The following is a 21437-nucleotide window of genomic DNA, read 5'->3' as shown; positions in this document are numbered from 1 at the left end:
TTTTTGTGTAAACGGTCATTAGGCAGGAAACTGCCGTTACTTTATAAGGAGTCAAAATGACCGCACCAAAATCCATCCCTACCGACCTAATCGATAGCTTATTGTCAGGTTATCAAAAAACCGAAGACCTGATCGGCGAAAATGGCCTGTTGAAGCAATTGACCAAAGCTTTGGTCGAACGAGCCTTGGAAACCGAAATGACCGAACATCTGGGGCATGCCAGGCATAATCCCGTTATCAATCCCACCGGCAATACCCGCAACGGCAAGAGCCAAAGACGCTCAAGGGCGATTTCGGCGAATTGCCGCTTGAGATTCCTCGTGATCGGCACGGTAGTTTTGAACCGCAAATCATCGCCAAACACCAATCGCGCTGGACCGGTTTCGATGACAAGATCATCTCGTTGTATGCGCGCGGTCTGACCGTTCGAGAAATCCAGAGCCATTTGGAAGAACTGTATGGTACCGAGGTATCACCCTCGTTGATTTCCACGGTAACCGATGCCGTAGCCGATGAAGTTAAAGCCTGGCAGTTACGGCCTCTCGACCCGATTTATCCGATTATGTATCTCGACTGCATCCACGTTAAAGTGCGCGACAGCGGCGCGGTACGGATCAAAGCGGTGTATCTGGCGATTGGCATTAATATGAACGGTGAAAAGGAAGTGCTGGGACTCTCGATCGCCCAAACCGAAGGCGCCAAATTCTGGCTGCAGGTGGTCACCGAACTGAAAAATCGCGGCGTGCAGGACATCTTCATCGCCTGCGTCGATGGCTTGAAGGGATTTCCTGAAGCTATTGAAACGGTCTATCCGCAAACGGCGGTGCAACTGTGCATCGTGCATTGGGTGCGCAATAGCCTGAACTATGTCAGTTGGAAAATGCGCAAACAGATCGCAGCCGATCTCAAGCAGATTTACCAGTCAGCCACGGCCGATGAGGCCGAGCAGCGGCTGGCTGAATTCGAGACCCAATGGAACGAGGCTTATCCGTCTATTGCCCAAATCTGGCGGTGCAGCTGGAGCCGTATCATTCCGTTTTTCGATTACCCGCCGGAGATACGCCGTATCATTTACACCACCAATGCCATCGAGTCGGTGAATATGAGCCTGCGGAAAATCACCAAGAATCGAGGCTCGTTTCCCCGTGATGAGGCGTTGTTGAAACTGTTCTATCTGGCGCTGATGAACATCAGTAAAAAATGGACCATGCCGTTACAGGACTGGAAAGCCGCTTTGAATCGGTTTAGTATTCAATTCGACGATCGAATGCCGAACTTTTAATAAACCCCGTTTACACAAAATTCAGGACACCCTCGGAAAACACGCTTTCCCTAAAATCGAAACACACGACCGGACGCATGGGATCGTAAGGGGCTTCATACAGCTCCAGGACTTCTTCTTCCATCGCTGCCACAAATTCTACGTTGACGTCCGGAATACATCGCCCTTGTTTCTGCAGGGCTTTAAAGTGTTTTTTAAAAGCCGGCGGATCGTTCATAGCTGCCGAGGCCGCATAACCCAACTCCACCACCTTGTCCGACAATAGTCGCAGGGTCCGCAGTGTGCTCCTTCCGGCGCCTCACTGTAAGTGATGGCGATGACATGAGTGCTTGTTTTTCCGTTAACTTGGGTGTTTGGCCTCCGGGACGGGTGGGCGATCTTTGAGCGCGGCTTCTGGCCTTTCTTCTATACAGCGCTGCCGGGTTTTTGCCACCATCGACGGCGAGACGTCCATCGCCTAGATCATGTCTTTATCCTGAATGCCGGCGGCGGCTTTTAACAGAATGCGAGCCTGGGGTTGACTGCGCGCTGCACTTTGCTCTTTATGAATTAAGGCTTCCAACTGGAGCTCTTCTTCGTCGGTCAAATTGACTTTGTATTTAATGGCTGCCATGACTGAACCTCACTACGCTAAAGTCAATAGCTATACTATAAAATTTCGCTTCGCTTCAATATGATTGACTATTAGAAACATTCGCTCAATTCAAAATCCTGCGACTAATTTTTCACTGATTTGGCTTAATGCCATATCCCGTTACGCTCACTGTTAACTGAATGTTTCCAGGTTGTCGGCCAGGGCTAGATGTTTAGTCCCACAATGTACGGGTGTAAAGTATTGCCAGCTACAACGGGAGGAACTATGGGACAAGTTTTACATGGATGCGCCTGCACGACAGAGGCGGTGCGTCGATGGCGTCATCGTTCTCTATGATGACACTATCAGTACTCAATTGACCCTCAGACTATTTCAGCAAATCGAGGTCCACTGGATATGAGGTGAAAACTTTTATATTGGCTTGCTACTACAAGGCTGTAAATTTGGTATCAAAAAAACAAGTTATCGATATGGTCATTGCTTGTGGCTGTATTCGTGTAATGCCGTACGGGCTCTATATTAACAAGAATGCCGTGATTGGTGTTTTTAAAAAAAACTGAGCCGCATCGTTTAGAGCAACTCTTGGTTAGTTAAGATTAATCCTACTGCTAAAGTCCATTTGTTGAACAGTAGGAATTTGTTGCGGTACGGATTGAAGTAGAAAAGGTTTGTAATATCAGGCAGAAGCGGCTTGAACAGGAATAGAGCTTGATGATCGTTGAACCTGGTTTTTTTCATTAAAATAAACTAGAACTGGCTTATGGTGTTCAGCCTCTATTGAATCTAAAATTGCAAATGCACAAACAATAATGAGATCGCCAGGGCATGCCAGGCGTGCGGCGGCGCCATTAACTGAAAACAATCCTGAGCCTTCTTCTGCACGTATGGCATAGGTCGTGAAGCGGGCGCCGTTGTTGACATTATAAATTTGTATCTGTTCGTATTCCCTAATACCAGATAAATCAAGAATATTACCGTCAATCGCGCAAGAACCTTCATAACCCAGTTCTGAGTGAGTTACAGTTGCTCTATGTAATTTCGCTTTAAGCATTGTAATTTGCATAATAAAATTATCTAAATACCCTTGAGAACCGCGTATTATCCATTAATTACAATAATCTATCAACTTCTAGCATATTGAGAATGGTATAAATTATGCTGCTTCATGTTTGGTAAAGCAAAGGTTGTCGATCAATCGTGTTTTTCCAAGCTTTGCTGCCGTAAGTAAAACCAGCTCTATATCATCTATGTCGGCTTTTTTTAAATCGCTTGCCCTACATATGCAGAAATAATCCGGTTGAAGGCCCGATTCAAGCAAAAAAAGTACGCCTTGACGTTCAATTTCTTCATAAGATTGTTGTCCTGATAAAATAGCGTTACGAGCGGTACATAAAGACTGATATATTTTTGCCGCAACATTTTTTTCTTCTGGAGTTAAATAGCCGTTCCTAGAGCTCATTGCCAATCCACTGATTTCACGAACAGTTTTCACGCCGATGATTTCAACAGGAATATTCAGGTCTCTGACTATGGTTCTTATTAATGTAAACTGCTGAAAATCTTTTAAACCGAATAAGGCAATATCTGGTTGTACCATATTAAACAGTTTGCAAACGATTGTTGTCACACCGTTAAAGTGTCCAGGTCTGGATGCGCCGCAATACCATTCGGATAAATCGGTTACCGATACGGTCGTTTTGGCATTCTGCGCATAAACTTCTGAGACAGTGGGTAGAAACAATAAATCTGCGCCAGAAATATTAAGTTTTTCTTGGTCTTCACGCTCGGTGCGGGGATAAGTCTCAAAATCTTCACCGACGCCAAATTGCATGGGATTTACAAAAATACTGACTACCACTCGATTCGCTTTTTCTTTGGCTCTGTTTACCAAAGCAATATGTCCGGGGTGCAAGTTACCCATTGTTGGTACTAATGCAACGCTCTGTCCTGCAGAACGCCATTCTCTGACAATTTCGCGTAATTCCGATACTGTTTTAGCTATTTGCATAAAACTCAAAAGCTGTGGTCGATGCTAGGAAATAGGGACTGTTTAACAGACTGGTGGTAGGTGTTAAGAGCTTCTTCAATATTGTTTGCGCCATTCATAAAATCTCTGGAAAAACGTGGTCGTTTGATCGGGCCGATGTTAAGCATGTCATAAAGCACCAGTACTTGTCCATCGCAGTCTACTCCAGCACCAATACCTATAATTGGGATTGTCAATTGCGAACTGATCTCTTTAGCCAAAGATGCAGGGATGCACTCCAATACCAGTAAACTAGCGCCTGCTTGCTGCAATTGATGTGCTTCTGTTAGTATTTTTTCGGCGGCAGCCAGTTCTTTCCCTTGGACCTTATAGCTGCCCAATTGATTGACTGATTGCGGTAGCAGTCCTAAATGCCCGCATACAGGAATGCCTTGGTCAACAAGAAAGCTAACGCATTCAAATTTCGGACCTTCAAGCTTAACCATTTGTGCGCCGCCTATCTGCATTAACTTAGCAGCATTCTTGGCCGCAATAATCGGTGAGGCATAGCTCATAAACGGCAAATCCGCGACGATAAATGCCCGCTGCCTAGCCTTGCTAACACAATGTGTGTGATAAACCATATCTTTGATAGTGACCGGTAATGTTGTGCTATGTCCTTGAATAACCATGCCCAAAGAATCGCCCACCAGTATCATATCGATACCTACTTTATCGATTAGGGCGCTAAAACTAGCATCATAAGCAGTTAGGCAAGATATCTTCTCACCGCGTTGCTTCATGGCTGCTAGGTCAGTGATTGATAGGGGCTTAAGCGTACCAGTAGAGAGGTATTGATTCATTTTTCTCGGAAGGGTAACGGATTTTGATTAGGCTAAGAATAATTAATCTAGCCGTCTCAACTCATTCATTGGGCATTGGGCAAGCAAATCTGCAATATTGCCTTTGCCGGGAATCATCAATTGAGGAGCGATTTCAAATAAAGGATACAAGACAAAAGCGCGTTCAGCTAAGCCTGGATGCGGCACGATTAACTCAGGTATATTAATCAGCTGGTCGTCATAAATTAACATATCCAAATCCAGAGTTCTTGCGCCCCAGCGTTCGGCTTTTCTGACCCGTCCGTGGTTATTTTCGATACGTTGCAGGCAGTGTAGTAAATCAATGGGAGGCAACTTGGTCGCGACACACATCACAGCGTTAACATAATCAGGCTGATCCTGTGGTCCCATAGGTGGGCTATGGTACAAACTGGAAAATGCAGTTTCTTTGATTCCAGGAGTCTGCATTATTGCAGTACGCGCTGACCTTACCTGGTCAGCAGGATTTGCAAGGTTGCTGCCTAAGCCTATATAGACAGTGACTGAATCAGTTTCAGAATTTTCCATAATTAATTTTGAAGCGCTACGCCTTAAGGCTCTGTTTTAGGAGAGTTATCTTTAGCTTTTCTATGATAACTTCTTTTGCGCCCCGATTTGTTATTCTGTGCGCGGCGCGGAGGCTGAGTCATTTTCCTTTGTTCATTTTCATTGGCATTTTGATATTTTGTCCACCACTCAGCTAACTCGGGGTCGGCGCCTCCTGTTTCAGCACGTAATACTAGAAAGTCATAACCGGCTCTAAAGCGAGGATGACTAAGCAAACGGCTGGGTTTCGAGCCGATACGTGCATTGAATTTTGGTTGCATACTCCAAACCTCACGCATAGCCAGGCTAATATGGCGAGGAAGGGCCGTGCTTTTAATTTGTCGGGAAATAACTTCATTGGCTGCATCTTGATAGGCAATAAATTCGACCTCTCCTTGCGCCATCTTTTCTTTGACCAACATTCGCACAGGCTCCCACAAAAACGCAGCCAATAAAAAGTAAGCGGTGACAGTTTTGCCCATCGCGATTCTATTGTCCGAGTTCTCCAGTGCTTTAATTAAAAGCAATCGTGGGAAACTGTTGTCTTCAACAGCTAAACTATTTTCCGTAGAAGGGAACAGCATTTGGAAAAGTCCATAATGCCTGAGCATCTCAAAAGTCTGTAATGCGTAGCCGGATAAAAACAGCTTTAGCGCTTCATCATAAAGTCGGGCAGGGGGTATGCCAGCCAGCAGTTGAACATCATTATGCATTGCTCTTTCGCATTCAGGATCAAGCTTGAAACCGAGCTTAACGGCAAAGCGCACGGCTCTAAGCATACGTACAGGATCTTCACGAAAACGCGTTTCGGGATCGCCGATGAGCTTAAGCGTTCCGGTTTTGTGGTCGGTCATACCGCCGACATAATCTACTACCGAAAAATCCTTGATATTATAATAGAGTGCATTAACGGTAAAATCTCTCCTCCAAACATCTTCTTCAATTGTACCGTAAACATTATCCCGTAATAGTCGTCCTTCCTTATTGAGTACTTGATTATCGTTTTGTTCTTCTCCGCTGCCTCGAAACGTTGCAACTTCAATAATTTCGCGGCCGAAATGCACGTGAGCTAGACGAAACCTGCGGCCAATTAAGCGACAATTGCGAAATACTTTTCTGACTTGATCCGGGTCGGCATTGGTGACGACGTCAAAGTCCTTGGGTTCCCGTCCTAACAGTAAATCACGTACACAACCGCCAACAAGATAAGCATCGAACCCCTCTTTTTGCAAACGATACAAAACCTTCAGTGCGTGCTCACTGATCAGGGATCGTGAAATATTGTGTTCCGCGCGTGAGTATATTTTGACGTTTGCGCCAGTCGGTTCAGCATCATTTTTTGCTGATCTAATAATTTTTTTAAAGAAGTTTAAAATAGCCTTTACACCTTATTTATTTTTTCTAATGTCCAATTATATCATTGCAAATGAATTCTAACCCAATCAGCAAGTTTCTTTTACATTCCCCTTTTGAATGGAGTAGAATCAGCGTTCTGATTTTTTCGAGCAATTTTAATTACATCACGTTGCGGGCGCCAGATAAAAGATCAGGCAACCATTTTTTTAACATTCGCACAAACATTAGCGTGCTTGACTGGAATTTGTTATGTTCAAAAAGATTCTTAATAGCTTAATTGATCAACCTTTGTTAACCAGCCTTTTTGCAACAGATTTTTTCATTCTTCTGTTTCATAGACCGCCATTTTTCTTTTCTCTGATAATGTTGGGAGCGCTAATGGCGATGTGTATGTATTTTGGTCAAAAACTGGCTTTATTTAAAATTTAATTGCTAGGGTTAACAAAAAGCACGCCGCAAAAACCAGGTAATAGCCCCATTTCTAAACCTGGTTTTTTACGTCGTTTAGCAGCAACTCTTTACGACATTCTGTTACTTATTGGCCTTTTATTTGTTGCCACTGCGCTGTTGCTGCCTTTTAACGGAGGGCAGGCTTTTACTGCTCAACAGTTCTTTTTTCCCCTCTATTTACTGCTGGTCAGCTTCTTTTTTTACGCTTGGTTTTGGACTCATGGCGGGCAAACATTAGGGCTTCGCGCTTGGAAAATAAAAGTGCTCACGTTGGACATGAGGCCGATCAGCTGGGAACAGGCTTTATTCCGTTTTGCCGCAGCCATAATATCATGGAGTTTTTGTGGACTTGGTATTTTGTGGATTCTTATTGATAAAGATCAGTGTAGTTGGCACGATCATTTATCTAAAACCGCCATTTTTTTTGACGGTCATGACAAATAGTCAATAAGTTATTACAAAACATCATATTACACATCTTCCAAACTCTTAAAGTCGAGATGTCATCATGAATTGGTTTGCTAATCTATTTTCCTCGCGTTCCAAGCACTCTCTTCCGAAAAAGAACATAAGCGTTCCGGCCGCCAGCATAAATAATCAGTTTACCTGTTCGGAGCCTGTTTCTAGCGAATATAAAAAATTATCGCTGTCAGCGCTAAAGAAGCTGGCTCCGCTTCGCGACATGGATGATGCTTATGTTGAGCAGTTGGCACACGCCACATTAAATTATGCTCAGGGCTCTGTGATTTTCAGATTGGGCCAAAAAACAAATTCAGTTTTTTATCTGCTTAAAGGAAATATTGAACTTCAGCCCGATAGCGACAAACGCTATACCTTATCGGCAGAATCATCGTTGGCCAACTTGCCGCTCAATAGCGGTAAGGTTTGCGGCGCAACGGCATTCGCTCAAACCGACATTGCTATTCTGGCGATTTCAGGAGAATTCATATGCCGATGGTCGGGGAAAAGTCTTCAACAACCTATTTCTGTTGAGCTGATTGATATTGACTTGCCTAAACAAATTGCCGGCAACCGTTTTTTTACCAGTTTTTCCGAAGCCTACCGGGAAAATAGATTAAGCTTGCCCTCATTGCCTAATGTCGCTTTAAAGCTGAAAGAAGCGATAGAGAAGGATTTAGGCATTAACGAAGCTGTAAAAATTATCAGTGTCGATGTCGCTATCGTGGCCAAGTTAATCCAATTGGCGAACAGTCCGCTCTATTCCCCTGTATCACCGATTACTAACTGCCATGCGGCCGTTACTCGACTAGGCCTGGATCAAACGCGCAAATTGGTCATGGGCATCAGTTTAAAACAATTATTTCAATGCCAAAATCAGCAATTGATGGAAAAAATGCAAACTTTATGGAAAAACAGCCTCTATGTTTCCAGTTTGAGCTTCGTGCTTGCGCAGGAAAATGGCTCGGTTAATCCTGAAGATGCTTTATTGGCCGGTTTGGTCAGCGATATAGGTACCATACCTGTATTGCATTTTGCCGAGCAGAATCCGGATGAGTACGCAAATATCGACGTATTGGAGTCGGCCATTCCATTTTTGAGCCCGTCGGTCGGCTCTTTGGTATTACACACATTAGGTTTTACTCCTGAATTAACGGGCATTCCCAAATGCGCTGAAGACTGGTTTTATGAGAGTGGTAGCGATAAGTTGAATTTAGCCGATATTGTCATATTAGCCAAATTGCATAGTTATTTCGGCACTCATAGAGCCAAAGAAATACCTTACATAAACTCCATACCTGCCTACGCTAAACTGAAAAACAGTAAACTTACCCCCGACTTTTCTTTGGACGTGCTGCATAAAGCCAAGCATCGCATCCATGCGGCCATGAATTTTCTTTCCTGATATACTTTTACTATGAATAATCCTTTACTAGCTAACTCCACATTGCCGAAGTTTTCCCAGATAAAACCGGAGCACATCGTACCTGCAATTGATCAATTATTGGCCGAAGCCCGTTCATCCGTAGAACAACATCTACAGGCCACGCAACATTACACTTGGGAAAATCTGATCGCGCCGCTGGAAGATGTCGATGATAAGCTCAGTAGAGCTTGGTCGCCGGTTAGCCACATGAATTCCGTGGTCAACAGCGACGAATTGCGGGATGCTTATAATGCTTGTTTGCCAAAACTCAGCGCCTACTCGACTGAAATGGGGCAAAACGAAGCCTTATTCAAAGCCTATCGTTTTATTGCCGAAAGCGATGAATTTACGACACTGGACATTGCCCAGCAAAAGATCATCCGCAACGCATTAAGAGATTTCAAATTATCCGGCATCGACCTGGATAGCGAAAAAAAGCAACGCTACAAAGAAATCAGCCAGGAATTATCCGCGCTTGCCAGCAGCTACGAAGAAAACGTGCTCGATGCAACCAACGCCTGGAGTAAACTGATCAGGGATGCGGACGATCTGGCCGGACTCCCTGAGTCGGCGCTGGCCCAAGCCAAACAGACCGCCGACGACTGCATGGATGCAGGAGGTAGAGCAACGCAGGGAGCAGTTGCCGGAAGCCACAATGAAGCCGGCTGGATGATTACCCTGCAATTTCCATCCTATATTTCAGTAATGACTTATGCCGATAACCGCGAATTGCGCCGCGAGCATTACGAAGCTTTCGCTACCCGCGCGTCCGATCAAGGCCCGCATGCCGGACAGTGGGATAACGGCGAAAATATGGAAAAAATCCTGGCCTTGCGTCATGAAAAAGCCCGCTTGTTGGGCTTCGACAATTACGCGGAACTGTCGTTGGCAACAAAAATGGCCGAAAAGCCGGATGACGTCACCGCTTTTCTCGAAGACTTGGCCGACCGGTCCTGGCGCCATGCCCGCAAGGACTTGGCCGAATTGCGCGAATTCGCGAAAAAATATTACGGCGTTAAAGACCTGCAATCTTGGGATCTGGCCTATTACTCGGAAAAAATGCGCCAACACTTTTACCAGTTGTCACAAGAAGAAGTTAAAACTTACTTCCCGATTACCCGCGTTTTGCCGGGCCTATTTGCAATCGTAGAAAAACTGTACGGCTTGCAAATCTCTGAAATTAGCGATTTCGACAGCTGGCATCCCGATGTGCGTTTCTTCCAAATCCATGACCAAGCCGGGCAGTTGCGCGGCCGGTTTTATCTCGATCTTTACGCCCGTGCGAAAAAGCGTGGCGGCGCCTGGATGGATGATTGTGTCAGCCGCAAACGCCGCGCCAGTTCCCGACTGGTTGGCGGCATACACGCCATTCCTGGCGATAAATTCGACGGTAATATTCAAATCCCGGTCGCCTACCTGACCTGCAATTTTACTCCGCCGGCAGGCGATACCCCGGCGTTGTTGACGCACGACGAAGTGACCACGCTGTTTCATGAATTCGGCCACGGCCTGCACCACATGCTGACGCAAGTCGATTATCTGGGCGTTTCCGGCATTAACGGCGTGGAATGGGATGCGGTCGAACTGCCCAGCCAGTTCATGGAAAACTGGTGCTGGGAGAAAGAGGCACTGGCGCTGATGTCCGGGCATTATCAAACCGGCGAACCGCTGCCGGACGCTTTATTCGACAAAATGATTGCCGCCAAGAATTTTCAGGCAGGTATGATCATGGTCAGACAATTGGAGTTTAGCCTGTTCGATTTCAGGATTCATCGTGACTATGATCCGCAACAAGGCGGCCGTATCTATGAAATCCTGGAGCAAGTACGGGAGCAAGTTGCCGTTGTCCGTCCGCCAAAATTCAACCGCTTCGCGCACAGCTTTTCACATATCTTTGCCGGCGGCTATGCGGCGGGCTATTACAGCTACAAATGGGCGGAAGTATTGTCCAGCGACGCTTTCTCGCTATTTGAAGAAAAAGGCATTTTCGACCAAGAAACCGGCAAAGCCTTTTTAACGAACATCCTTGAAAAAGGCGGCAGCCAGGAAGCGATGGAATTGTTTATCAACTTCCGCGGCCGCAAACCGACCATTGACGCGTTACTCAGACATAACGGCATTGCGGCATGATCTATAAAGACTTGCGTGATTTCATCAAACAGCTGGAAAAACAGGGCGAACTCAAACGCATTACAGTTGAAGTCGATCCCTATTTGGAAATGACTGAAATTTGCGACCGCACCCTGAAGCGGGGCGGTCCCGCGTTGCTGTTCGAAACCCCCAAAGGCGCCAATATTCCGGTGCTGGCTAACCTGTTCGGTACGCCACGCCGTGTCGCGATGGGCATGGGCGCGGAATCCGTCACCGAATTGCGCGGCATCGGCGAACTGCTGGCTTACCTGAAAGAACCCGAGCCGCCCAAAGGCATGAAAGACGCCTGGGAGAAATTCCCGGTATTCAAGCAAGTGCTGAATATGGCTCCCAAAGTAGTCAGTTCTCCGCCATGCCAGGAACTGATTCGGGAAGGCGATGAAATCGATCTCGGCGATTACCCTATCCAAACCTGCTGGCCGGAGGACGCCGCGCCGTTAATCACCTGGCCGCTGGTCATCACCAAAGGCCCGAATAAAGAGCGGCAGAACCTCGGCATCTACCGGATGCAGGTCATCGGCAAAAACAAAGTCATCATGCGCTGGCTGGCGCATCGGGGCGGCGCATTGGATTTTAAGGAATTCCAGGCAGCTCATCCGGGGCAGCCTTTCCCGGTTTCCGTGGCCTTGGGCGCTGACCCTGCAACGATACTGGCCGCCGTAACGCCGGTGCCGGATTCGCTGTCCGAATATGCGTTCGCCGGTTTATTGCGCGGTAGCAAAACCGAAGTCGCCAAATCGCTGATTAACGATTTACAAGTGCCGGCCAGTGCCGAAATTGTGTTGGAAGGCTTCATTTATCCCGGCGAATTCGCCGCAGAAGGCCCTTACGGCGATCATACCGGCTATTACAATGAAGTCGCCGATTTTCCGGTATTCACGATCGAACGAATCACCCAGCGCCAAGCTCCGATCTACCACAGCACTTATACCGGCAGACCGCCCGACGAACCGGCCATTCTCGGCGTTGCGTTAAACGAGGTATTCGTGCCGATTTTGCAAAAACAATTCCCGGAAATCGTCGATTTTTACTTGCCGCCGGAAGGCTGCTCGTACCGGATGGCCGTGATCAGCATGAAAAAGCAATACGCCGGCCACGCCAAGCGCGTGATGCTGGGTACCTGGTCGTTCCTGCGTCAATTCATGTACACCAAGTTTGTAATTGTCGTCGATGATGATGTCGATGTCCGCAACTGGCAGGATGTGATCTGGGCGATGACCACTCGCATGGACCCCGCTAGGGATTTGACGATACTGGAAAACACGCCGATCGATTATCTTGATTTCGCCTCGCCGGTTTCGGGCTTGGGCTCCAAAGTGGGTTTCGATGCGACCAATAAATGGCCTGGGGAAACTAACCGGGAATGGGGCAGGACTATTGTGATGTCGCCGGAGGTGGTTAAGAAGGTGGATGATATATGGGATGCATTATTCTAATCATGTAGATTAGGTGGAGTGGCTCAGGGTCGAGAATGATGATGGGTAGAGTTGATAGTCTCTACCCTTTCTTTTATCCAGATATTGAATCAATCCGACTAACAAGCTCGCTAGACGCCAATTCCAACCCCTGCTTATAACATTCGGTGGCCCTATCCTTGTCACCTTGGGCAAACAGCAAATCGCCGAATATTTGATAAGCCGAAACGGTAGGTTCTATCGATAAACTTTTAGTCAGGTAGGTTGTCGCTTTTTGGTTGTCGCCGCATTTGATGCTCAGCTTGCCCAGTACAGTCAGGAATACCGCATCCCGAGGATGCGTTGGCAACCATTGTTCGGCGGTCTCAAGCTGTCTTGCAATGTCAATCGACTGAACATTGCCATACAACACGACCAACGTTTGATCCCAAGTTGCTGACAAGGCTCTAGCCAAGCTGCCTTCGATTTTTGCGCCTGCACCGGCTTCAATCATCGCGGCAAAATAGATCGCCGAAACGCCTTTCATATTTCTTATGTAATCGGGGATTTCCGACCACAGCGATTCAATTTCATCGGCGCTGCCTCGTTCGGCCGCCTGTTTTAACAATTTGCTGAATGCTTCGGTCTCAAGCAGCTTTATTTCGGCTTCCATCAACACCTTATTGTTGTTCAACGACGGGATCAGCTTACGGAGGCCTTCCCAATCGCCGGCTTGTTGATAGGCTTGGTGTAATAGTTTTAAAACGCTGGCGTGAGTCGGGTCGATCGAATGCAGGCGTGTCAGTGTTTCCAGAGCTTGCTCGAACTGTTTTTCCGATAAATGCAATTCAGCTTGAGTCAGGCCTATAGCTACATCGGAACCGGGGGCTTGATCAGCTGCTTTTCTTAAATATTCATCCCTTTTGTCGTAGGCGCCACGGGATTGAGCGGCTCTTGCGGCTGTCAAATAATGGATTAACGGCGCGCCGCTATGGGATGCGTGCTTAATTAATACTTTTTCGGCTTTTTCCCAGTTGCCTTCGGCGGAATCGACCAGGCCCGCAATCAGGGCTTCCTGGGAGCGGTTGAATTTGATGCTTTTGCCGCGATTTCTGACATGGCCCGGCAATCTGAGCAGCCAGCCTAAAAACCTGAAGAAGATATAGAAGATGAAAAATCCCATGATCAGGCTAACTGAAAAAACAATTAGCGAGGTTTCAAGAGACCAGTTTCCGATGCCTATCAGCACATAACCGGGCGTTTCAAAACCGCCCAACCATTTATAAACAAAAAAAGCGGTGGCAACGGCAACAAGGAGCGAGCCCAGAAAATACATTATATTTTTCATTGTGCGCTCTCTGGATTATTGTGCGGCGGGTGCTGTTTCAACCGGTTTTTGAGGTTCAGCCGGAGGTGTTGTGACGGTCTGTTCGTTTTTTGTTTTTTCAGCCGGCGCCAGAGCTTTGTCCGCTTCCAGTCTCAGCTTGGTAATATCTCTAAGCATTTTCAATGACATGCTTATGTCAGGAAAATGGCTGCGGATTTTAATGGCGCTAAATTTGTCCAGCTCGCCAATAAAATTGCCTGTTTCTGCATTTTTGGCGAAGTTCTGTTCAGTCCATTTTTTGGCATCTGCCAAGCCGGATTGATACAGTCGCTCATTTTGTTGAACCAGGGCGATTTTGACCATTTCCAATTTTACCCTTAACTGTTCGCGAATGAACTGGGCTTCTTCCGGCGTCAATATTTCCTTGATAGGATGCTCGGTATGTCTGAGCGTCACCACGCCTTCCAATTGTCCCAAGGCTGAATCAAGCAGGGTTTGATCTTCTTTGTTAGCAGGTTCCGGTGCCTGTCTAGGCGGAGTCAGTGTTTTTCCCGTATAAGGCAAAAGTAAGGTCAAACTATCGACTTGATCTTGCAGTGATTGAATTGAGGCGTACATGCCGACAATATCGGCAACGGCAACATTACGGATGGCGGTAATGTCTTTGGCGATTTGCTCGCGTACTTTAAACGCACCGGCATCACCGCTTTCCCTGAGACGTTGATCCGCCGCTTCCAACGCTTCGCGAGTTGTATTCACGTCGCCCATTAAATACAAGCGCTGATTGGCAATGCTTAACAGATATTCGGCGTCGGCAATTAACCAGTCGCCGCGTGTTTTGCCTAATTGGCGTTGTACTTGGGTAATTGCTGTATTTAATTCATTCCGCGTGCTGTCCAATTTTTCATTGTGCAGTTTGGAAAAGCCTTCCAGGGTTTGGCTAAAGTGGGACTCTTTCCCGGCAACATCGGATTCTACGGTTGCCAGCTGGGATTGAATGGCGGCAAGTTGCGCTTGATAGCCGCTAATCTGTTTCGATAGTTCGATTAGCTGCATGTCGCCTTTATTAACTTCGCCGCCTAGATTATCCTGTTGAGAGCGTAGTTGCTGAAGAAAATAAAAGCCGGCACCCGCTACACTTAAGATAACGAGCAGCATAATGATGCCAAACCAGAGTCCGCTACGCGACTTGTGAGCTTTATTATTTTCGCTCACATTCTGTTCTTGTTGTTCACTCACTTCAGCCACTCTATTCCCCTGTCACACACGTTATTACTGTCTCAAGAATTGCTGTATCGATAGGACTATTCGTTACAATAATTCGATTAAATCCCATATCGGCCGCTATGCACCTGATTCTATTGCTAACTACTACCAGGGTTATTAATGACAATAGCTTATTATTTTTTTCATCCAGCATTAATTTTAAGTTTTGCAATGCTTCGGCACTGGTCACGGTAACGATGTCCAGGCTGTGTTGCGCAAGCAATTCGACCACTGGCGAGCTGTCAATACGGGGGATTACTCTTCTATATACTTCCAGATAATTAACTTCCGCGCCTCTACTGCGTAATGCTGTCGCTAGCTGTTCACGCCCGCCTTCACCGCGAACGATTAAAAAACGCTGCCCCTCAACTTGCTGTAGCTCGGGCATTGCCAACAGCGCTTCACTGTTGTAACCACTCTCAGGCACTAAGTCGACATTTAATCCTGCCATTCGCATCGCCTGCGCGGTTGACTGTCCCACTGCGGCAAAACGCACGGATTTCGTGCAGGCTATTTTGCCATCATTCGCCTTTAGAGCAAAATTTACTGCATTGGCGCTAATAAAAATAAGCCATTGGAAAAGGTCCGGATTCGCCAACATCTGCTTTATTTCTAAGGCATTATCCTTTGCAATAATTTCCAGTGTGGGAAACCTGACGGCTATTCCGCCTTGCTCTTCAATTAAACGGCTCAGGTTGTCCGCCTGATGTTCAGGCCGCGTCACTAAAATGCGTACACCGCTTAATAATTTATTCAAAGCTTCCGGCCCTACGTTTTTATTTTAATGAAACAGCGCTTGCAGAATTTTATCCGCGCCTTGGGCTAATAACTCTTCAGCAACCATTTTGCCGATAGACTCGGCCTCATCCGGACCGCCTGTCCGTTCAGCCCGATATATGACGTTGCCGTCGGGGCTGCCAACCAAGCCGCGCATGAACAGTTGTCCGTCTTGCAATTGCGCAAAACCGGCAATCGGTACTTGGCAACCGCCATTCAATCGCGTGTTCATCGCTCTTTCCGCTGTCACGCACAGTCCGGTTTCATCGTCATGTAGCAAGCCCAGCATTTCATTGATTTGCCGATCGTTGCTTCGGCATTCTATGCCGATGGCGCCTTGGCCGATGGCGGGCAGGCTGATGGAAGTGTCCAGGCATTGGGTGATGCGTTTGGCCATGCCCAGTCTTTTTAATCCGGCTGAAGCCAGAATGATAGCATCGTATTCGCCGGCATCCAGTTTGGATAGGCGCGTGTTGACATTGCCTCTTAACGACAATATCTCAGCATCGGGGTAAAGTTGTTTAATCTGACATTGTCTGCGTAGGCTGGAAGTGCCGATTCTGGCGTCGGCCGGCAAATCATGTAGCGTCGAATAACGGTTAGAGACAAAGGCATCGGTCGGATCTTCGCGCGTTAAAATGGCAGCCAGATGCAAACCATCAGGAAACTCGACCGGCACATCTTTCATAGAATGCACGGCAATATCGGCTAAGCCTTCCAGCATGCCTTGCTCCAGTTCTTTGACAAACAAGCCCTTGCCGCCGATTTTGGCTAAAGGCGCGTCAAGAATCTTGTCACCCTGAGTGGACATTTTAACCAGTTCGGTCCGGCATCCCGGAAATGTCCGTTCCAACCGTTCTGCCACATGTTCTGCCTGCCATAATGCTAAAGGACTTTTACGCGTTGCAATGCGAATAATTTTTTCAGTCAAAAGGGCACCATTCATTTTTTACGATAAATTGTTCTATTGTACCTCGTGTAAGTTAATCAGAGTCAATCGAACTTGAATTCTTTGTGAAAGTAATGTGAGCAAAAGGCAACAGCCGGAAGAGGAAATTTTGCTTAGTCGTTGCCGGGAGAAGTTAAGCAGCGTTAGCAGGCGCGTAAGCTTTAGCTGTATAATTAGACAATTTAAGTAATCCGCAAAGCTACTATGTCCAACGTTAATTCCGATAAACTTTCCAGCGCCCGTTTTGCCCAAGCAACCGATGCTTTTGTCGAGGTGTTTACCGCTTCCGTCGATTTTGACCAGCGCATGGCGCAACAGGATATTGAAGGCTCAATTGCCCATGCCAGAATGCTTTGTTCCTGCGGTATTTTGAGCGAGCAGGAACGCGACGCTATTATTGACGGTCTTGGCCAAATTGCCCAGGAAATCATTAACGGCGAGTTCGTCTGGTCGATCAAGCAGGAAGACGTTCATATGAATATTGAAGCACGTTTGACTGATCTGATCGGCATTGCCGGGAAAAAACTGCATACCGGCCGTTCCCGTAATGATCAGGTGGCGACTGATATTCGTCTTTACCTGCGTAGTGAAATCAAGCAGATTTTAAGCCAGCTTACGCGGCTGCAAACAGCGATCCTGGATTTGGCTGAGCGGCATGCCGACACGATCATGCCGGGCTTTACGCATTTACAAGTTGCCCAGCCGATTACTTTCGGACATCACCTGATGGCCTGGTTTGAGATGCTTAGCCGCGATCGGGAAAGATTGTTGGATTGCCATAAACGTATCAATGTCATGCCGTTGGGAGCTGCCGCGTTAGCCGGAACCAGTTACCCGATAGACCGTCAGATGACGGCTGAATTGCTTGGCTTTAGCCGCCCTTCAGCCAACTCGCTGGACTCTGTTAGCGACCGCGATTTTGCAATTGAATTCGCGGCGGCCGCCAGCTTGATCATGATGCATTTATCGCGTTTTTCCGAAGAGTTGATTTTGTGGTCCAGCGCCCAGTTTGACTTTATTGAAATGCCCGACGCTTTTTGCACCGGCTCTTCGATTATGCCGCAAAAGAAAAACCCCGACGTACCCGAGCTGGTACGCGGCAAATCAGGCCGGGTAACCGGTCACTTGGTTTCGTTGCTGATGCTGATGAAGAGCCAGCCGTTGGCTTATAACAAGGACAATCAGGAAGATAAGGAGCCGCTGTTCGATACCGCCGATACCTTGATCAACTGTTTGCGGGCTTATGCGGACATGGTTCCGCATATCGAGGCCAAAAAAGCCAATATGTATAACTCAGCCAAGCGTGGTTTTGCTACCGCGACCGATCTTGCCGATTATCTGGTGCGCAAAGGCATGGCTTTTCGCGATGCCCATGAAGTCGTCGGCATGGCAGTACGTTTGGGATTAGAAAGCCAGCGTGACTTGTCGGAATTGTCTTTGCCGGAACTGCAGCATTTTTCAAGTCTGATTGCCGACGATGTTTTTGATTATCTAACGCTGGAAGGTTCGGTCGCGGCCCGGAAACATATCGGCGGCACGGCTCCCGATACGGTTAGACTTGCGATTAGGACGGCGCGGCAAAGCATCTCTTCAGTATAATAAAATTAAGCTTTTTCACGATGATTAGACCACACCAAGAGCGGCCTATTTATCTAGGGTCGCCCGGCGAAGAAATTAGCATACAAGATCTCCAGACGATCAAGCACCGTTTTAAAAGCTTAAATCAACTTCGGCAACAACGCGTTCAAGACTTCCTACAGCCTCGGCAGCAAGCATTTTTAGACTTGCTGCCTTTGCTTTTTCATTGCAATTTTCCGATGTTGCCGGGCTTTATTTCCTCGTCTACACCGGCCGGAATACCTGAATACCATCCAGGCGTTCAGGCCATCAATGCGGCCAAACAGCTTGCAAAAAATTTCAGCTATACCCGCGTAGCTTCACATGTCTATCCGATTGAAGGGATATTTTTGATGGGAAGCGTCGGTAGTATTGCCTTTTCCAAAACCAGCGATATGGATATTTGGTTATGTCATCAATCCAATCTGTCGTCTGACGCTATTGAGGAACTGCAAAAAAAAGCGACTGCAATAGAGAATTGGGCCGCATCGCTAGCGCTCGAAGTGCATTTTTTCTTAATGGACAGCAGACAATTCGTACTCGGTCAAAATACTCCAATTTCTTCGGAAAGCAGCGGCCAAACGCAGCATTACCTATTGCTTGAAGAATTTTACCGGACAGCTATTTACATTGCCGGAAAAAGCCCCGCTTGGTGGGTGGTCCCTCCTCATGAAGAAGGTAATTACACGCGTTATATAAAGCACTTAATCGATAATCTGTTCATTCCCGAACATGAGTTGATCGATTTTGGCGGCTTCGATGCGGTACCGGCTGAAGAGTTCACGAGCGCAACGCTTTGGCATCTTTATAAAGCACTGCATTCGCCGCACAAGTCGCTATTAAAATTATTATTGATGGAGTGCTATGCCAGTGAATACCCTCAAACTGAATGGCTCTGTCAGGACATAAAAAAGGCCGTCTATCAGGGGGGGTATATGATGGTCGATCTCGATCCTTATTTGCTGATCTATCAAAAAGTCGAAAAATATCTGCAAAACGCCCATAGTCACGGAAGATTGGCTTTAGCGCGTCAATGCTTTTATTTGAAGGTAATGGGCGCGTCGGATAATACCATGGACTCTCAGACCAGGGGCGTCAGGGAGAAGTATATGCAATCGATTGCTAAAATCTGGAATTGGCCTATATCCGCTATTGATAACCTTAAATATCAACGGCTCTGGAATATAAAAAAAGCAACAGCAGAGCATGCCGTCATCGTGCAGCAGTTGACCCATTGTTATCGTATGATCATGGGGTTTGCCAAAGATCATGTGGCTCAAAATCAGGAAAATACGGATGACTTGAAATTAATCGGCAGAAAGCTTCACTCTTTTTTGGAAAAAAGGCCAGGTAAGATTGAGATCATTACCACGCGTTCGGAAGTTCATTCAAAAGAAAACATATTATCTATTGTGGAAAATCATCTTCCCGGCGGCGATGGTTGGGGGGTGTATCTGGGCAATGTGTTGATGGCCAATGCTACCGATTTTGAACCGATACAGAAGTGCCGGTTTTTAATTGAAATTCTTTGCTGGCTGGTCGTTAACAGGCTCTATTATAAACAGCTGCAGCTTCAGTTTAGTTCTCACTCGCTCAAAATGCCGAATGAAGAACTGCATTCGACCTTGGCCCAGATCAATCTTTTTTTAACCCAAAATTTTAACTATGACCCTCCGCTGGAAACTTACCGAATCCTCAAGGCTCAGCTGAACTCGCTGGTTATTATTAATATGGGCATGTCGGATGATGATGGTTTGTGCGTTATGAGCGAGCGCTCCGATGCGTTAAGTTACGGAATGAGTCGTCAGTGTTTTGTTCAATCGGTTGACAGGATCTCGTTATCCAGCTGGGGCGAAATTACAACCAGCCAAGGCGAAGGTATAGAAGGGTTATTTAACTGTTTCACGGATATTATCAATAATACTAAAAAGCCGCTGTCTTCGAGCTGTTTGAAGTTTGTTTGTCACACGCCGGCGCGAGCCAAAGAAATTATTCTTCGTGTTGAGGCTGTATTTGATGTCTTAATTAAGCTTTTTACCAAGCCGCATCATAATCGCTCGCCCCGATATATTTTACCTGGCGGAACTTCGTTTTATGTTTTTCAGATGAGCAATAAAACTCTAAGTTATAAAGAGTTAGCCACAAAGAAAATGCTGTTAAGCGAGCTAGCCTCTCCCCGGGAGTGGTTCAGTGCGGTTCATTTCGACCAGGTTGTGCTTGAAAACACGCCGATCCAGCTTATTTACTCGCTGAATAGGCCGCAAGTGATTCAGCTTTTTTATTATGAAAATAAGGGCGATACCGGTGTATATATTGTCGATGAGAAAGGCAGCTTATACACACAGCAACATAGCAAAACGAATTCGAATCATCTGTTAAAACAATACTCTATTTTTTTGGAGTCGTTGCTCAGGCGTAATCTTTTCGAAACATTTTTAGCTATTGAATATTATGAGGTCAAAAAGAATTCTACCGGCGTTTTTTCTTATAGCCCGGTGCAACTGAGAGCTGCGTCTTCATGCCAGCAATTGAGTTTACGCATCACGGGAGAAGATACTCATAACGGCATTATTTATTCAGTCTACTGCAATGAAAAAGAATTTTCGTCGCTGGATTACGGCAATCAAGTCTTTTACGCCGCTTACCAATACATACTTCAATTTAGGAACGGCAAGATAAATTATCCGATTCATATTACTGATATAGATTTACCGCTCTCGGCATTTCGCATTGATAGGCCGGAAAAATTGCAAGTCATTCATTATTTAAATTACAAACAAAAGATAGAGGATAAATTCAATATCTAAGTTTTATTTGTCGTTTTCTTTTAATGCTATGGAAAGTTTACTTGCTCGCATGGTAGATATTGATCGTAATAGCTGTTTTCTACGTCAATGGACTAATTAGGCTAATTTTTGATACAATTGAATAGATTATCAGAAATCTTAGGGTTATCCATTTCTGTAAGTTTTCATTTCATCATTCTGGAGAAAAT

General features: G+C 46.3%; 17 protein-coding genes and 2 pseudogenes. 8 read left to right on the top strand and 11 right to left on the bottom strand.

What is annotated here, in order from left to right; all coding sequences use genetic code 11:
• Positions 1–56: 56 nt before the first annotated feature.
• Positions 57–1282 (top strand): annotated as a pseudogene (locus EKO24_RS17305) (IS256 family transposase).
• 10 nt (positions 1283–1292) lie between these two features.
• Here EKO24_RS17305 and EKO24_RS17300 read toward each other — a convergent pair.
• The 7 genes from EKO24_RS17300 to pcnB form a co-directional block, all read right to left on the bottom strand.
• A complete protein-coding gene (locus EKO24_RS17300) occupies positions 1293–1544 on the bottom strand; it encodes a hypothetical protein (protein ID WP_127027944.1) in 252 nt (83 codons plus the stop codon).
• A 195-nt stretch (positions 1545–1739) separates the two neighbouring features.
• Entirely contained in the window at positions 1740–1895 is a 156-nt protein-coding gene (locus EKO24_RS22430) for a hypothetical protein (protein WP_154671601.1), read from the bottom strand.
• 658 nt (positions 1896–2553) lie between these two features.
• Positions 2554–2940 (bottom strand): aspartate 1-decarboxylase, encoded by a 387-nt coding sequence (panD, locus tag EKO24_RS17295; protein ID WP_127027943.1) that lies wholly within the window; start codon positions 2938–2940, stop codon positions 2554–2556.
• A gap of 90 nt (positions 2941–3030) precedes the next feature.
• On the bottom strand, positions 3031–3885 hold the full coding sequence (gene panC / locus EKO24_RS17290) for a pantoate--beta-alanine ligase (protein WP_127027942.1): 855 nt from the start codon (positions 3883–3885) through the stop codon (positions 3031–3033).
• Positions 3886–3890: 5 nt separating this feature from the next.
• Positions 3891–4706, bottom strand: a complete 816-nt coding sequence (gene panB, locus EKO24_RS17285; protein ID WP_127027941.1) for a 3-methyl-2-oxobutanoate hydroxymethyltransferase — start codon at positions 4704–4706, stop codon at positions 3891–3893.
• A gap of 42 nt (positions 4707–4748) precedes the next feature.
• Positions 4749–5252, bottom strand: a complete 504-nt coding sequence (gene folK / locus EKO24_RS17280) for a 2-amino-4-hydroxy-6-hydroxymethyldihydropteridine diphosphokinase (protein ID WP_127027940.1) — start codon at positions 5250–5252, stop codon at positions 4749–4751.
• 23 nt (positions 5253–5275) lie between these two features.
• Positions 5276–6625 carry a polynucleotide adenylyltransferase PcnB gene (gene pcnB / locus EKO24_RS17275; RefSeq protein WP_127027939.1) on the bottom strand — a complete coding sequence of 450 codons (1350 nt, stop codon included), beginning with the start codon at positions 6623–6625 and terminating at the stop codon, positions 5276–5278.
• A 430-nt stretch (positions 6626–7055) separates the two neighbouring features.
• Here pcnB and EKO24_RS17265 point away from each other — a divergent pair, with 430 nt between their 5' ends.
• From EKO24_RS17265 to ubiD, 4 genes are all read left to right on the top strand, one after another.
• Entirely contained in the window at positions 7056–7520 is a 465-nt protein-coding gene (locus EKO24_RS17265) for an RDD family protein (RefSeq protein ID WP_127027937.1), read from the top strand.
• A 64-nt stretch (positions 7521–7584) separates the two neighbouring features.
• Entirely contained in the window at positions 7585–8940 is a 1356-nt protein-coding gene (locus tag EKO24_RS17260) for an HDOD domain-containing protein (protein WP_127027936.1), read from the top strand.
• 12 nt (positions 8941–8952) lie between these two features.
• Complete coding sequence (prlC, locus tag EKO24_RS17255) at positions 8953–11091, top strand: oligopeptidase A (protein WP_127027935.1); 2139 nt, start codon at positions 8953–8955, stop codon at positions 11089–11091.
• On the top strand, positions 11088–12548 hold the full coding sequence (gene ubiD, locus EKO24_RS17250; RefSeq protein WP_127027934.1) for a 4-hydroxy-3-polyprenylbenzoate decarboxylase: 1461 nt from the start codon (positions 11088–11090) through the stop codon (positions 12546–12548). Before prlC ends, ubiD begins: the two co-directional genes overlap by 4 nt.
• Before the next feature lie 73 nt (positions 12549–12621).
• Here ubiD and EKO24_RS17245 read toward each other — a convergent pair whose 3' ends face one another.
• The 4 genes from EKO24_RS17245 to hemC are packed head-to-tail and all read right to left on the bottom strand — an operon-like array spanning position 12622 to position 16822.
• Positions 12622–13854: a heme biosynthesis HemY N-terminal domain-containing protein gene (locus tag EKO24_RS17245; RefSeq protein WP_127027933.1), complete on the bottom strand. Its 1233-nt coding sequence runs from the start codon at positions 13852–13854 to the stop codon at positions 12622–12624.
• Between the two features lie 15 nt (positions 13855–13869).
• Positions 13870–15081, bottom strand: coding sequence for a uroporphyrinogen-III C-methyltransferase (locus tag EKO24_RS17240; RefSeq protein ID WP_127027932.1), 1212 nt, complete (start codon positions 15079–15081; stop codon positions 13870–13872).
• Between the two features lies 1 nt (position 15082).
• Complete coding sequence (locus tag EKO24_RS17235) at positions 15083–15856, bottom strand: uroporphyrinogen-III synthase (RefSeq protein WP_127027931.1); 774 nt, start codon at positions 15854–15856, stop codon at positions 15083–15085.
• 24 nt (positions 15857–15880) lie between these two features.
• A complete protein-coding gene (gene hemC / locus EKO24_RS17230; protein WP_196240035.1) occupies positions 15881–16822 on the bottom strand; it encodes a hydroxymethylbilane synthase in 942 nt (313 codons plus the stop codon).
• Positions 16823–17029: 207 nt separating this feature from the next.
• On the opposite strand from hemC, the gene argH reads away from it, so the two are divergent.
• From argH to EKO24_RS17220, 3 genes and pseudogenes are all read left to right on the top strand, one after another.
• Positions 17030–18424 carry an argininosuccinate lyase gene (argH, locus tag EKO24_RS17225; RefSeq protein WP_127027930.1) on the top strand — a complete coding sequence of 465 codons (1395 nt, stop codon included), beginning with the start codon at positions 17030–17032 and terminating at the stop codon, positions 18422–18424.
• Positions 18425–18444: 20 nt separating this feature from the next.
• A pseudogene (locus EKO24_RS23485) lies at positions 18445–19086 on the top strand (class I adenylate cyclase); the annotation flags it as partial.
• 93 nt (positions 19087–19179) lie between these two features.
• Positions 19180–21249, top strand: coding sequence for a class I adenylate cyclase (locus EKO24_RS17220; protein WP_338324018.1), 2070 nt, complete (start codon positions 19180–19182; stop codon positions 21247–21249).
• The last annotated feature ends 188 nt before the right edge of the window (positions 21250–21437 follow it).

The organism is Candidatus Methylobacter oryzae (genome assembly GCF_003994235.2).
GTDB classification, from domain to species: domain Bacteria; phylum Pseudomonadota; class Gammaproteobacteria; order Methylococcales; family Methylomonadaceae; genus Methylobacter_A; species Methylobacter_A oryzae.
The sequence above is the reverse complement of the archived record's forward strand: the minus strand, read 5'-3'. Positions and strand labels throughout refer to the sequence as shown.